Below are 14071 nucleotides of genomic sequence, written 5' to 3'. Positions count from 1 at the left end.
TGTCCCATGGCTGTTCAAAATCCTGCGCCATTGCGGCGGAAGTTGGCAAGGCAGGTGCTCAATTTCCGTCGCGACCGGCGGCCTGTCGCCCAATGTCTATGCGGTGTTATTGCATAGCCGAGGGGGGCGATGGAACTGGGGACGGTGCCGGAAGCGTTGCCTTGCCGACGCCATCGCCGCGGTCCGCGGAGACCGGCCCGAGAGGAGAGTAGAATGAAGCGTACCTATCGAACCAGCACGGCCCTCGTGGCCAGCCTGTCGCTGATGATGCCCTATGGAAGCGCGGTCGCCCAAGCTCAGGGCGCGTCGGGTCAGGCCGATGGCGCCGGACCGCTCGTCTGCCTTGACGGCGCCGTGCCGCCCTGCGCTCAGGATCCGCAAACGGGCACGCCGCTGCTCGATCTGCCGATCGAGACCTTGCGGGCGTTGGCGGTCGAGGACCGTCTCGATGCGGCGCTGCTGACGGAGTACGGCCTGTCGATCGATCTGCTGCGCGAAGGCTCGGATGATGATCTGCGCCAAGCCGTGGCCGATGCGCGCGCTGCCGCGATCGAGGCCGCGAATGCCGCGACGGCTTCCGCCAACGTTGCCGACACCGTCCCTGCGACGAACGAGAGCGATGTTCAGACCGAGAGCGGGGCCGAGGCTCCGGGTATGGCCGATGCTGGGGCAGCAGAGGCCGAAGCCACCACGGAAGCCACTGCAGGAACCGCTGCGCAAGACGACGCCCGCGCTGCCGATCTGCAGGCCGAACTCGAAGCTCAGGCCGCGGCGCAGGCCGAGACCGAGGCTGCCGAGCAAGACGAGGCGCTCGAAGCAGCCTCCGAAGCCGAGGCGGAGCAGAACGCTGCTCGTGCAGCCGAGGAACAGGCTGCGGCTGATGCTCAGGCCGCCGCTGACACTCAGGCTGCCGCGGACGCCCAAGCTGCCGCTGACGCTCAGGCCGCCGCTGACGCCCAAGCTGAGACTGACGCTCAAGCTGCCGTTGACGCTCAGGCTGCCGCGGATGCAGATGCGGCTGCAAAAGCCGAAAATGCTGTTGAGGCTGAGGCTGCCGGAGCTGCCGATATGAACAGCGAAGCCCGCAAGGCCGAAAAGCAGGCGGATCTGGAGGCCGCGATGGCGGCGCAGCTCGAAGCCGAGACCTCTACCGAAGCTGAAGCCGAGACCTCTACCGAAGTTGAAGCCGAAACCACGGCCGAAGCCGAGACTGAGACTGAGACTGAGGCGCAGAACGAGATCACGGCTGAGACCGCCGATGAAACTCAGGGCGATGCGGCGCAGATGACCGAAGAAGAGCGGGCCGAGCGTCGGGCCGAACGTGCCGAGCGTCGCGCCGAACGCCGCGCCCAGGACGATCTGGAAGAAATCGATCCCACTGCCGAAGAACCTCAGCAGGAGGTGGCCGCCGCCGCCAGCGCCGATGCCGAGGCTGCCGAGGTCGTCGAGACCGAGATCGACGAGGAGAACTCGCGCCAGAGCGACGAGGAATTCGCCGCTTCCATGAGCTCCGATGCCGACGCCGCCGCTGCGGTTGAGAGCGATGATGATGACGGTCTCTCCAACTTCCAGAAGGCGCTGCTTCTGGGCATCGGTGCCGTGACCGTAGGCTCGTTGCTCAACAACAACCGTGAGGTCGTGGCCAATACCGGCGACCGCGTCGTGGTCGAGGGCGACAACGGTCTCGAGATCTACCGTGACGACGACGCTCTGCTGCGTCAGCCCGGCGCCGATCTGCGCACCGAGACCTTTTCGGACGGCTCCTCGCGCTCCACACTGACGCGTGAGGACGGCACGCAGGTCGTGACGATCCGCAACGCGCAGGGCCAGGTCCTGCGCCGCAGCCGGATCTTCGCCGACGGTACCGAGGTCGAGCTTTTCGACGATCTCGCCCAGTCCGAGCCCGTCGACGTGCGCAGCCTGCGCGAGATGGAGCCCGCGCCGGTCAACCTGTCGGCAGCCCAAGCTGACCGGGCGGCGCTTCTCGAAGCCCTGCGCGCCGAGCAGGCGGTCGATACCGGCCGCAGCTACTCCCTGCGTCAGGTGCGCGAGATCGAGGCGGTTCGGGCGCTGGTCCCGGCGATCGACCTCGACACGCTTACCTTCGCGTCGGGCTCTGCTGCGCTGCGCCCCGAACAGGCCGCGACCCTCGTGGATCTGGGCCTGACGATCGAGGACCGGCTGGCCGAGAACCCCCGCGAGGTGTTCCTGATCGAAGGCCACACCGATGCGGTCGGCAATGACGCGTTCAATCTGGCCCTGTCGGATCGCCGCGCCGAAACGGTGGCTCTGGCGCTGACCGAGAACTTCAACATCCCGCCCGAGAACCTCGTGGTTCAGGGCTATGGTGAGCGGTTCCTCAAAGTGCAAACCGAAACCGACGAGCAGGCCAACCGCCGCGCCTCGGTTCGCCGGATCACGCCGCTGCTGCAGCAGGTCGCCTCGGCGCAGTAATCCGATCACGGCGATATGACGCGATACGGCAACGGGCCGCCCTTCGGGGCGGCCCGTTCGCTTTGCGGCTTGTCGCATATTTGGCGGAGGTTAGCTTGGCTGCATGACAGATGCATTCCCCGATATCCCCGCCATCGCGCTCGACTGGCACCGCGCGGGACGAGGCGCCGCCCTAGCCACCGTGATCGAAACATGGGGCTCGGCGCCGCGCGCGGCGGGCAGCCAGCTCGTGGTTGATCGGTTCGGCGCGATGGAAGGCTCGGTCTCGGGCGGTTGCGTCGAGGGCGCGGCGGTTACCGAGGCCATGGCCGCGATCGCGGATGGGCTGTCGCGCCTGCTCGATTACGGCGTGGCCGACGAGGACGCCTTCGCGGTGGGTTTGGGCTGCGGCGGGCGCATCCGGGTGCTGGTCGACCCGGTCGGCGGAGCCATGGACGAAGCGCTGCTTGCCGATCTGGTGGCGGCGCGCGCGCAGCGGCGGCCGGTGGCGCTGGTGGTCGATCTGGAGGGCGAGCGGCGGGTGCTGGAAGGGCCCGACGCCCATGCCGAGCGTTTCGCGGGCGACCAATCCGGCATCGATCCCGACGGACGCTTCGTCGGGTTGCACAATCCGCCCTTGCGGCTTGTGGTGGTCGGGGCCGTGCATATCGCGCAGGCGCTGGTGCCGATGGCGCGTATCGCGGGCTTCGACGTGGCCATCGTCGATCCAAGGGACGCCTTCGCAGCGCAGGTACGGTTTCCCGGCGCGCGATTGATCCATGATTGGCCGGATGCGGCGCTGGGGGCGCTCGCCCCGGATGCGCGCACGGCGGTGGTCACGCTGACGCATGACGCGAAGATCGACGACCCGGCGCTTCGGGCGGCGCTGGAGTCGCGGGCCTTCTATATCGGTTGTCTCGGCTCAACGCGCACCCATGCCAAGCGGCTCGAACGTCTCGTGGGCGAGGGGGTGTCCGGGCTTGAGCGGCTCGACGCGCCGGTGGGGCTCGATATCGGAGCGCGCGGCCCGGCTGAGATCGCGGTGTCGATCCTCGCGGAGATCGTCGCGGCGCTGCGGCGCCCCAGAGCGACCCTCTGATGAACGAAAGGCCACCCCGTCGGGTGGCCTTTCCTGTCGATAGGGTAACGATCGGCTTATTTCTGGATCGGGCCGATCATCATGACCATCTGGCGGCCTTCCATCTTGGGCATGTTCTCGACCTTGCCGATCTCGGACACGTCCTCGGCCACCCGCTCGAGCAGCTCGCGACCCAGTTCCTGGTGCGCCATCTCGCGGCCCCGGAAGCGCAGCGTGACCTTGACCTTGTCGCCGGTCTCGAGGAAGCGCAGAACGTTCCGCATCTTCACGTCGTAATCGTTCGTATCGGTGTTGGGGCGGAACTTGACCTCCTTTATCTCGAAGGTCTTCTGGTTCTTGCGCGCCTCGGCCTCTTTCTTCTGCGTCTCGTACTTGAACTTGCCGAAATCCATGATTTTGCAGACCGGGGGCACGGCATTGGGCGAGATCTCGACAAGATCGAGACCGGCCTCCTCGGCCAGCGCCAAGCCACGCTCGGGGCTGACGACGCCGACATTCTCGCCGTTCTGTCCAATCAGTCGGATTTCGGCCACGCGGATACGATCGTTGACGCGGGGGCCGGTGTCGCGCGTGGGGGGCGCGTTATGAGGTCTGCGGGCTATGGTGCACGTCCTTCGGTTGTTCGATTGGGTAGGGCGAAAGGTAGTCGCCCCGGTAGTGCGTTTCAAGCTGCAAAACAAGGCCATTTGATACCCTGCGCTTCCCTCGCGCCATGGCATCTGCCATATCGGGCGCTATGTGGGCCGACAAAGGTTCAGGATTTTCAATAAGGATGAGCACAATGATGAAAATTGTCGGCATCATCGTCGCCGCGGTGCTTGCGGTTGTCGTGGTGACAAGCATCTGGGGCGGCGACGACGCCGAGGTCACGACGAACTCCGCGATCAATGACGACGGCATCGATCAACTGGCCGAACCCCCCACCGCCGATATCGTGGACGAAGAGGCGGAGGCGCCCGCCGCCGATATCGAACCCAATGACGAAATGGGCGAAATCACCCCACCCGAAGGGGACGTTGCAGCGGATGCCGAGGCCCTGACCGAAGAGGTCGAGGCCGAGACCATGCCCGCGCCCGAGGGCACCGAGCCGGTGGTCATGCTCGACGACGAGGCCTTGGCCGAAGAGGTCGAGAACGCCGCCGAAGCCGCAGCCGACACCGAGGTCGCCGGGACCAACGAAGGTCTCGCGATCCTCGAAGAGGCGTTGCGCCCCGAAAGCTTTGACTACGAGGCCGTGCAGCAGGCGATCTCCGACAGCGCGCTCGAGGTCACTCGCAGGGAGCAGTTGGCCAACGCGCTCGAACGCGCGCGTCGCTATCCCGCGATCCGCGATTCGCTGCTCGAGGACATTCGCGCCGAGCTGGGCGTCGAGTGATCGCAGCCGCGGCCCGCATGCCGGGCCGCACCTTGCCCAACTGAAAACGCCGCGCGGAGCGATCCGCGCGGCGTCGTCGTTTCTGGCGTTCGTCCCCGGTCGGGATCAGCCGACGAAGGCCTTCTCGATCACGAACTCGGCCGGATCGGAATTGGCACCCTCGCGCAGACCCGCCTGTTCCAGGAGGGCCTTGATGTCGAGGTTGAAGCCGAGGCTACCGCAGACCATGGCGCGGTCGGTCGCAGGATCGAGCGCCGGCACCCCGAGATCCGAGAACAGCTCGCCATTCTCGATGAGATAGGTGATGCGGCCCATCTTCGCGCTCTCCTCGCGCGTGGTGGTCGGATAATAGACCAGCTTGTCGAGGTTTTCTTCGCCGATCAGCTCGCGCAGCATCTCGTCGGTCTTGACGCTCTCCACCAGTTCGCGGCCATAGGTCAGCTCGGCCACGTCGCGGCAGGTATGGGTGACGATGACCTGTTCGAACTTCTCGAAGGTCTCGGGGTCGCGCAGCAGCGAGGCGAAGGGCGCGAAACCGGTGCCGGTCGAGAACAGCCACAGCCGCTTGCCGGGGATCAGAGCGTCATGCACCAGCGTGCCCACCGGCTTGGGGCGCATGATGATGTGGTCACCCTCCTGAATGTGCTGCAGCTTGGAGGTGAGCGGGCCGTCGGCAACTTTGATCGAGTAGAACTCCAGCTCCTCGTCCCAGTTGGGCGAGGCGATGGAATAGGCGCGCATGAGCGGCTTGCCGTTGTCGCCCATCAGGCCGATCATCACGAACTCGCCCGAGCGGAAGCGCAGGCTCGCGGGGCGCGTGATCCGAAAGGAAAACAGGCTGTCGGTGTAATGACGCACGGCGGTGACGACCTGCGCATCGGGAGATTGGGCCACGCGGGCGGCGTTGGTCTGGGTCACTGGGCTTTGCTCGGTCATGTCTTTCTCGCTCGGCTCGAATAGGGGAGGGGGCGGGCGGCGTAAAGGCGGCTCAGCCGCGCAGCCGCGCCTGATAGTCGTGGGCTTTCCAGTCGGCGCGGGCCAGCCACTGATCCTCGGGCTGGCGCTGGGCCAGATCATCGGAGATCTCGACCTCGTCGAAACCCGAACGCCGGGCCATGGCGTATTGATCCGCGATCACGTGACCGGTCGCGCGCAGCCGACCGGTAAAGCCCAAGGAGCGCAGGTCGCGCCCATGGGTGAAGCCGCGCCCGTCCGAAAAGGCGGGGAAGGTCACGCGGATCGCCGCGATCTCGCCCAGCCGACCCACCAACGTGCGCGGATCGTCGGCGGGCGCGATCTCGATCGCGGTGTCCTCGGCGCTCGCCTCGGCCAGCGGCACGAAGCCGCCTTCGAAATCATCGGGGCCAAAGCCCTTGTCGGTCACGATCACGGTCATCTCATCCTCTCGGGGCCGCGCCCCTGTCTGCTTGCGGTCCGGTGCGGTTTCAGGCGTCGGCGGGCTTGCCGCGCACCATTCTGCCATTCACGAAGTGGATGCCGCATTCTTCCTTGTCGCTGTCGCGCCAGCGCCCTGCGCGGGGGTCTTCGCCCGCCGCCACCTTGCTGGTGCAGGGCGCGCAACCGATCGACGGATAGCCTTGGGCCACCAGCGGGTGCCGCGGCAGGCGGTTCTCGGCGATATAGTCCTGCAGGTCGCTGCTGGTCCAGTGGGCCAGCGGGTTGATCTTGATCCGCAGGTCGTCCTCGTTCTCGAAGAACTCCAGCGCCGCGCGGGTCTTGCCCTGGTAGCGTTTGCGTCCGGTGATCCAGCTGTCGAAACCGGAAAGCGCGCGCTGAAGCGGCTCGGTCTTGCGGATGGCGCAGCACAGATCGGTGTTCGAACGATGCAGCAAGTTCTCGGGGTCATGCTCGGCCAACGCCTCGGGACGGGCCTTGATGGTCCGCATGTCGGTAAAGCGCAGCCGCTCCGCGAGATCCTGCTGATAGGCGAGGGTCTCGGGAAACAGCATCTCGGTGTCGACGAAAAGCACCGGCGTGGTGCGATCGATCACCGAAACGAGGTGCAGGAGCACGACCGATTCCGCACCGAAGGAGCTGACCATGGCGATCCGCCCGAGCGCATGCTCGGACAGGGCCTTTTCAAGCACCGCCGTCGCCCCATGGTGGCGGTAGCGGGCGTTCAGCTCGGCGACGGTCTCGTCGATGCGATGCGGCGTCTCATGCAGCATCGGCCCGCTCCCGTTTCGCCTCTTGCTCAGGATAGAGCACCGACTTGAACGGCGCGGGCCCGAGGCGGCGATAGGCGGCGAGGAACGTCTCGTCGGGGCTTGAGCGTAGGTCGAGATAGCCCAGCACCAGCCGCTCGACCGCAGGCACGATCTCCTCGGCCGAGAAGCCGGGGCCGGCACGCTCGCCGATGCTCGCGGTTTCGTCGCCCGAGCCGCCCAGCGTCACCTGGTAGTTCTCGACGCCGGCGCGGTCGAGGCCGAGGATGCCGATATGGCCGACATGGTGATGGCCGCAGGCGTTGATGCAGCCCGAGATCTTGATCTTGAGCGGGCCCACGTCGTGCTCGAGCTTCAACTCCTCGAAGCGCAGCGCGATCTGCTGGGCCACCGGGATCGAGCGGGCGGTGGCCAGCGCGCAGTAATCCATGCCGGGGCAGGCGATGATGTCCGACACCAGCCCGATATTGGCGGTGGCGAGGCCGTGCTCGCGCAGCTTGGCGTGCAGCTTGGGCAGGTCCGATTTGTGGACATGCGGCAGGATCACGTTCTGCTCGTGGCTGATGCGCAACTCGTTATGGCCGTAAAGATCGGCGAGATCGGCCAGCACGCGCATCTGCTCGGCGGTGGCGTCGCCAGGCGTCTCGCCATGCTTTTTGAGCGAGACCGAAACGATGGCATAACCTTCGGCGCGATGCGCGGTCAGGTTGGTGTCGGCCCATGAGCGGAACAGCGCATCGGCGGCATAGGCGTCGTCGTAGGCTTTGAGCGGTGCGTTGCGCCACGCGGGCGGGGCGAATTGCGCGCGGATCTCCTCGAAGAGCTTCACGTCCACGCCCGAAAAGGCGGGCTTGGTGCGGGCGAACTGCTCGTTCACCGCGTCGCGGAACGCCTCGAGGCCGTTCTCGAAAACGGTGATCTTGATGCGTGCCTTGTACTTGTTGTCGCGCCGGCCCAGCAGGTTGTAGGCGGCAACGATCGCCTCGCAATAGGGCAGCAGGTCGTCTTGGGAGACGAACTCCTCGATCACCTTGCCGATCATCGGGGTCCGGCCGAGACCGCCGCCCACGAGCAGCTTGTAGCCGATCTCGCCATGGGCGTTCTTAACGATCTGGATGCCGATGTCATGCGCTTGGATCACCGCGCGGTCATGCGCGGCGCCGGTGACGGCAATCTTGAACTTGCGCGGCAGGAACTGGAATTCCGGGTGATCGGTGGACCACTGGCGCAACAGCTCGGCCACGGGGCGCGGATCGGCGATCTCGTCGGCGGCGGCACCGGCGAAGTGATCGGCGGTCACGTTGCGGATCGTGTTGCCAGAGGTCTGGATCGCGTGCAGGCCGACATCGGCCAGCGCCTGCAGCATCTCGGGCACGTCGCGCAGCGCCGGCCAGTTGTACTGGATGTTCTGACGGGTGGTGAAATGGCCGTAGCCGCGATCCCACTTCTCGGCCAAGAGCGCCAGTGTGCGCATCTGGTCGGAATTGAGCGTGCCGTAAGGGATCGCCACGCGCAGCATGTAGGCGTGCAGCTGCAGGTACAGCCCGTTCATCAGGCGCAGCGGACGGAACTCGTCCTCCGTGAGCGAGCCGTCGATCCGGCGTTCCACCTGGCCGCGAAACTGGTTGACGCGCTCTTGGACGAAGGCGCGGTCGAAGTCGTTGTAATGATACATGCTCAGATCTCCACTTGCTTGCCGTGGGCATAGTTCGACGGCCCGCGTGTGCGGAAGGTTTCGCGAAAATGCGTCGGCTCGGGGCCTTGGGCGCCCGCCACGGCATCGGCGAGATAGGGGCCGACGACGGTGGCCGCGTCCGACTGCGCGGTGAGCAGCCGCAGTTCGGCATGGGCCTCCTCGTCGAGCAGTTCGGCCTCGCGCATGTCCGGGGTCCAGCGTCCCTCGGCGGTCAGCCAGACGGCGTCACCTTCGAGAAGGCGGTTGGCGGTCACGACCTTGGGCGTGAACTTGCGGGGCATGGCGCGATCTCCGTCTTGTGTTCAGGGGCTGATATAGGACAGATGTCTTGCTTTTGGCCACCCACCGGGGCAGATAAGGAATGCGTGTTCCGCCATGGGCAATTGGGGGGACATGCGTTCCAGATTGGAGGAGAGCCGCGAATGTCGTTCCAGCCCGATGAGATCGACCGGAAGATCCTGATCGAGTTGCAGCGCGATGCGGGCCGGTCGCTCGACGACATCGCCAAGGCGGTGGGGTCGTCCAAGACGCCGGTCTGGAACCGGATCCGCAAGATGCGCGAGCGTGGCATCATCGGACCGCAGACCGTCATCCTCGATGCCGAGGCGCTGGGCTTCGAGGCCTGCTTCTTCGTGTTGATCCGCACGAGCGCGCATGAGGCCGATTGGCAGGCCAAGTTCCTCGCCACACTGCGCGACCGCCCGGAGGTGCAGGAGGCTCACCGGCTGGCGGGCGACATCGATTACATCCTCAAGGTGCGGGTGCGCAACGCGCGCGCCTATGACGCCTTCTATCAGGCTCTGATCGCCGAGGTGCGGGTGCAGAGCGTCACTGCGCTCCTGTCGATGGAGGAGATCAAGTCGACGGTGGCGCTGCCGCTCTGAACTGGTCTCAGAACGCGCGGACCGTCAGCTTCTCCAGCCCGTGGAAATGATAGAGATCGGCGTAGCGCGGCGGCTCGGCGAGCTTGAGGTCGGGGCAGTGCCGCATCAGGGATGTGAGGGCGATCCGCATCTCCAGCCGCGCCAGCGGGGCGCCGACGCAAAAATGGATGCCCGCGCCGAAGCCCAGATGCGCGGGCCCCTCGCGGCGCGGGTCGAAGCGATGCGGGTCGATATAGGCCGCGGGGTCGCGGTTGGCCGCGCCGAGCAGGCAGGCGATCCGGTCGCCGCGTGCGAAGCGGTGCCCGAGGATCTCCAGATCCTCATAGACCCATCGGGTGAACATGTGCAGCGGCGGATCGAGCCTGAGCAGCTCCTCGATGCAGGGCGCGTCGATCTCGCGGTGATCCTGTTCGAGTAGCGTCTTTACCGCGTTGCCCAAGCTGTGCACCGTCGCCTCGTGGCCCGCGTTCAGCAGCAGGACGCAGGTCGAGACCAACTCCTCGGTGGTGAGTTTCTCGCCCTTTTCCTCGGCGGCGATCAACTCCGAGATCAGGTCGTCACCGGGGCTGCGCCGCTTGTCAGCGATATAGACGGCGAGAAAGTCGCAGAACGCCTGCGTCGCCATCTCGGCGGCGTCCTCCATGGTGCGGGTGCGGCCTGCCTGATACATGCCGACCATGGCGTTGGACCAGGCCAGCAGATCGTCGGCCCGGCTTTCGGGCAGGCCCATGAGACGGGCGATGACGATGACCGGCACATGCCGCGCATAGGTGTCGAGAAGGTCGAACGGCCCTTGCGGAAACCCGTCGATCAGCCGGTGGCACAGCGCCTCGATCTCGGGCGCGAGGGCGTTGACGCGCCGCGAGGTGAAGGCGCGCAGCACCAGACCGCGCAGCCGCGTGTGGGCGGGCGGCTCCAGTTCCAGCATCGAATGCGCCTCGCAGGCGTAGAAGGCCGAGAGATGGTCGGGGATCTCGGCCGCGTGCTCCACCGGCGCCTCGCGGCCCATGCGCCGGTCGCGCAGCACCAGCGACACCGCCTCGTGCGTGGTGGCGCAGGCCATGCCGTAATCGGTCCAGCGGAACAATGGCCCCGTCGCCCTTGCCCGGTCGTAGAACGGGTAGGGGTCCTGCACAAAGGCGGTCTCGGTCGGGGCTTGGGTCAATTCCTGCATGACAAGACCGTGACCCGTGGCTCTGGTCTTGGCAAGCGCGCAAGCGATAGGATGCGGCGATGGACGGATCGCGGATCAGGCGGGCGCTGCGGGTGCTCGGATTTCTGGCACTGGTGACGGCGCTCGCGCTGGCGGTGCAGCATTGGGGGTATCGCGCCGCCCTGACCGACATGTCGCGCCGGGGTGCTGCGGATCTGGCGCTGGCCTCCGACCGGCTGACCGGAGAATTGCAGCGCTATCGCCAGCTTTCGGTGCTGACCGCGCGCCATCCCTATCTCGCGCCGCGGCTGACGGGGCCGGATGCGGGCCGGGCCGAGGCGCTGTTGCGCCAGACCGCCGACATGACCGGCGCGCTCGACATCGTGCTGCTCGACACCGAAGGGCGCGAGATCGCGGCGGCGGGCCGGGTGACACGGCGAAGGGATGCGGGAACGCCTTGGTTCGAACGGGCGATGGACGGCGCTCTCGGCGTGGCGCATCTGTCGAGCCGACGCTACGGTCGACGCGTCTTCTTCTTCGCCGCGCCGATCTTCTCTCCGGACGGCCCGGTCATCGGCGCGGTTCTGGTGATCACCGATGTCGAGGCGATCGAGGCGAGCTGGCGCGGCGATCGCCCGGCGCTGTTCTTCACCGATGATGCCGACCGGGTCTTCGTGTCGAACCGCTCCGAACTGGTGGGCCGCAGCGATCTGGGCCTCGTGTCGCGTCACCACACCGCCGGGCACGAGATCTGGCGCATGCGGGCCGGCCCCTATCTGCCCGAGCGCGGCCTGCACCTGACGCAGCCGCTTCCGGTGATCGGGCTTCGGGGCGAGGCGCTGCTCGACACCGCGCCCGCGCGGCGCATCGCGCTGTTGCAGGCCGCCGCCGCCGCTGCGCTCTGCCTCGCCTTTGGGGCGCTGCTGTTCCTCGCCACGGTCCGGCGGCGCACGCTGGCGCGCGCCAATGCCCGGCTCGAAGAGAGGGTGGCGCGGCGCACCGTGGCGCTGCAGGCGGTCAATGCCAACCTGCAGCGCGAGGTGGCCGAGCGGGCGGCGGCGGAGGCGCGCCTGCGGCGCGCGCAGGCCGATCTGGTACAGGCGGGCAAGCTGTCGGCGCTGGGCCAGATGTCGGCCGGAATCAGCCACGAGCTGAATCAGCCGCTGATGGCGATCCGCAGCTTTGCCGAGAACGCCGAGACTTTTCTCGCACGCGGCAATCCGGAGGCGGCGGGCCGCAATCTGGGCCGCATCTCGGAGCTGGCGCGCCGCATGGGGCGGATCATCCGCAACCTGCGTGCCTTTGCTCGGCAGGAGAGCGAGGCGATGGTCGATGTCGATCTGATCGCCGTGGTCGAGGCGGCGCTCGAGATGGCGGGCGCGCGGGCCCGGCAGGCCGAGGTCGAAATTCTGTGGACCCCGCCCGCCGCCCCGGTGCTGGTGCGCGGCGGCGAAGTGCGACTGCAGCAGGTGGTGCTCAACCTCGTCGGCAACGCCATCGACGCGATGGAGGGCCGCGAGGCCAAGCGCCTCGCCATCGATATCGCGCAGGGGGGGGACCGCGTTCGGCTCATCGTGCGCGACAGCGGGCCGGGGATCAGCGCGCCGGACCGGATCTTCGATCCGTTCTACACCACCAAGGAGGTCGGGGCCTCCGAGGGGATGGGCCTCGGGCTCTCGATCTCCTATGGCCTCGTGCAGAGCTTTGGCGGCGCGATCCGGGGCCGCAACCACGAGGATGGCGGCGCGGAGTTCACGGTCGAACTCGACCGCGCGAGGGCGAGCGAGGCGGCATGACGACCAAGGTATTGCTGGTGGATGACGACCGCGAGGTGCGCGAGGCGCTGGGCCAAACGCTGGAGTTGTGCGATCTCGACCCGATCCTCGCGGGTTCCTACGTCGCGGCCAAGGACCACATCGCGCCTGAGTTCGACGGCGTGATCGTCACCGACATCCGCATGCCGGGGCGCGACGGGTTTCACCTTCTGGCCCGCGCCCGCGAGGTCGATCCCGACCTGCCGGTGATCCTGCTGACTGGTGAGGGAGACATTCCGATGGCGGTGCGGGCGATGGAGCAGGGCGCGCATGGCTTTCTCGAAAAGCCCTGCGGTCCCAAGGATTTCGTCGCTGCCGTGAAGCAGGCGCTGGGCCTGCGGGCCGAGGTACTGGCCGCGCGCCGTGCGCAAGCCGCCAAGGTTGAGGGCGACGCCGCGGCGCGGATGCTGGTGGGCCGGTCGCCGCAGGCCGAGGCGATGCGGACGCGGGTGCGCGCCATTGCGCGCGCCTCGGCCGAGGCGCTGGTCTGCGGCCCGCCAGGCAGCGGCACCTCCAAGGTGGCCGAGGTGATCCACCTGCTTTCGGCCTCGGCCCGCGCGCCTTTCGTCAAGCGGGCAGGGGCCGGGCTCGACGAGGCCGGTCTCGTGGCGGCGATGGAGGAGGCGGGCGGCGGCACGCTCTATCTCGACGAGATCGCGGCGCTGCCGCCGGGCACGCAGTACGCGCTGCTCGACCGGCTCGAAAGCGGTGGCGCGCGGCCCCGCGTCATCGGCGGCAGCACCCGCGATCCGGGCGCGGAGGCCGAGGCGGGGCGGCTCAACGCCGAACTGTTCTGGCGGCTCGACCTGATGCGCGTGACGATCCCGGCCCTGCGCGAGCGGCCCGACGACATCCCGGTGCTGTTTCGCCACTACGTCGCGCAGGCCTGCGAGCAGGCCAACCTGCCCATGCCCGAAATCGAAGCCGAGCTGCTCGCCCGGCTGATGGCGCGCGACTGGCCCGGCAACGCCCGCGCGCTGACCTCGGTGGCGATGCGCGTGGCGATGGGCCTCGATCCCGGCCTCGAAGCCCCAGTCCTCACGCAGGACGAGCCGGGCCTCGCCGAGCAGCTTGCGCGCGTCGAGCGCTCCTTGCTGATTGAGGCGCTGCGCCGTCACGAGGGCCACGCCACTCGCACCGCAGAGGCGTTAAAGCTGCCGCGCAAGACGTTCTACGACAAGCTGACGCGCCATGACTTGCGACCCGAAGATTACAGGCATGAATGATTGTGTGGATTTCCGCACAGTTTGAGCCCTGTCTTGTGCGGATCTTCGCCCAGTCCTTCTCATCCCTCCGGATGATTTCCTGAATTGCAGTCAGCAAACCTTTGTCCGGTAAGCAATTTTTACCAGTAATTGCCTTGGGCGGTTTCCAGCTTGAGTGGCGGCATCTCTGCCTGTTTTCTCGGCTCACAAGAAACAAGGTCCTCTG

At 67.1% G+C, this 14071-nt stretch carries 13 protein-coding genes; 6 read left to right on the top strand and 7 right to left on the bottom strand.

Annotated elements, in window-relative coordinates; translation table 11 throughout:
• Nucleotides 1–213 precede the first annotated feature (213 nt).
• Together ACJASC_RS05230 and ACJASC_RS05225 are read left to right on the top strand one after the other, a co-directional pair.
• Nucleotides 214–2454, top strand: coding sequence for an OmpA family protein (locus ACJASC_RS05230; protein ID WP_415144120.1), 2241 nt, complete (start codon nt 214–216; stop codon nt 2452–2454).
• 103 nt (nt 2455–2557) lie between these two features.
• Nucleotides 2558–3532 carry an XdhC family protein gene (locus ACJASC_RS05225; protein WP_415144118.1) on the top strand — a complete coding sequence of 325 codons (975 nt, stop codon included), beginning with the start codon at nt 2558–2560 and terminating at the stop codon, nt 3530–3532.
• Nucleotides 3533–3588: 56 nt separating this feature from the next.
• Here the strand turns inward: ACJASC_RS05225 and infC are convergent, their stop codons facing one another.
• Nucleotides 3589–4134, bottom strand: coding sequence for a translation initiation factor IF-3 (infC, locus tag ACJASC_RS05220; protein ID WP_369385339.1), 546 nt, complete (start codon nt 4132–4134; stop codon nt 3589–3591).
• 179 nt (nt 4135–4313) lie between these two features.
• On the opposite strand from infC, the gene ACJASC_RS05215 reads away from it, so the two are divergent.
• Nucleotides 4314–4907: a hypothetical protein gene (locus ACJASC_RS05215; RefSeq protein WP_415144116.1), complete on the top strand. Its 594-nt coding sequence runs from the start codon at nt 4314–4316 to the stop codon at nt 4905–4907.
• Between the two features lie 105 nt (nt 4908–5012).
• On the opposite strand, the gene ACJASC_RS05210 is transcribed toward ACJASC_RS05215, so the two are convergent.
• Genes ACJASC_RS05210 through ACJASC_RS05190 form a run of 5 tightly spaced genes read right to left on the bottom strand, consistent with a single transcriptional unit; the run spans nt 5013 to nt 9070 of the window.
• Nucleotides 5013–5843 (bottom strand): ferredoxin--NADP reductase, encoded by an 831-nt coding sequence (locus ACJASC_RS05210; protein WP_415144114.1) that lies wholly within the window; start codon nt 5841–5843, stop codon nt 5013–5015.
• 52 nt (nt 5844–5895) lie between these two features.
• The gene (locus ACJASC_RS05205; protein WP_415144112.1) at nt 5896–6303 is read right to left on the bottom strand and encodes a DUF934 domain-containing protein; all 408 of its coding nucleotides are present in this window, start codon (nt 6301–6303) and stop codon (nt 5896–5898) included.
• Between the two features lie 49 nt (nt 6304–6352).
• Nucleotides 6353–7096 (bottom strand): phosphoadenylyl-sulfate reductase, encoded by a 744-nt coding sequence (locus ACJASC_RS05200; RefSeq protein WP_021692545.1) that lies wholly within the window; start codon nt 7094–7096, stop codon nt 6353–6355.
• Nucleotides 7086–8768, bottom strand: coding sequence for a nitrite/sulfite reductase (locus tag ACJASC_RS05195; protein ID WP_021692546.1), 1683 nt, complete (start codon nt 8766–8768; stop codon nt 7086–7088). Before ACJASC_RS05195 ends, ACJASC_RS05200 begins: the two co-directional genes overlap by 11 nt.
• A gap of 2 nt (nt 8769–8770) precedes the next feature.
• Complete coding sequence (locus tag ACJASC_RS05190; protein ID WP_415144109.1) at nt 8771–9070, bottom strand: DUF2849 domain-containing protein; 300 nt, start codon at nt 9068–9070, stop codon at nt 8771–8773.
• Between the two features lie 141 nt (nt 9071–9211).
• On the opposite strand from ACJASC_RS05190, the gene ACJASC_RS05185 reads away from it, so the two are divergent.
• Nucleotides 9212–9673, top strand: coding sequence for an Lrp/AsnC family transcriptional regulator (locus ACJASC_RS05185; RefSeq protein ID WP_021692548.1), 462 nt, complete (start codon nt 9212–9214; stop codon nt 9671–9673).
• A gap of 7 nt (nt 9674–9680) precedes the next feature.
• Here ACJASC_RS05185 and ACJASC_RS05180 read toward each other — a convergent pair whose 3' ends face one another.
• Nucleotides 9681–10847, bottom strand: coding sequence for a cytochrome P450 (locus ACJASC_RS05180; RefSeq protein WP_415144107.1), 1167 nt, complete (start codon nt 10845–10847; stop codon nt 9681–9683).
• Nucleotides 10848–10906: 59 nt separating this feature from the next.
• On the opposite strand from ACJASC_RS05180, the gene ACJASC_RS05175 reads away from it, so the two are divergent.
• Complete coding sequence (locus ACJASC_RS05175) at nt 10907–12622, top strand: sensor histidine kinase (protein WP_415144105.1); 1716 nt, start codon at nt 10907–10909, stop codon at nt 12620–12622.
• A complete protein-coding gene (locus ACJASC_RS05170) occupies nt 12619–13866 on the top strand; it encodes a sigma-54-dependent transcriptional regulator (RefSeq protein WP_415144103.1) in 1248 nt (415 codons plus the stop codon). Before ACJASC_RS05175 ends, ACJASC_RS05170 begins: the two co-directional genes overlap by 4 nt.
• The last annotated feature ends 205 nt before the right edge of the window (nt 13867–14071 follow it).

This window comes from Limimaricola cinnabarinus, from assembly GCF_047631075.1.
GTDB classification, from domain to species: Bacteria; Pseudomonadota; Alphaproteobacteria; order Rhodobacterales; family Rhodobacteraceae; genus Limimaricola; species Limimaricola cinnabarinus.
The sequence above is the reverse complement of the archived record's forward strand: the minus strand, read 5'-3'. Positions and strand labels throughout refer to the sequence as shown.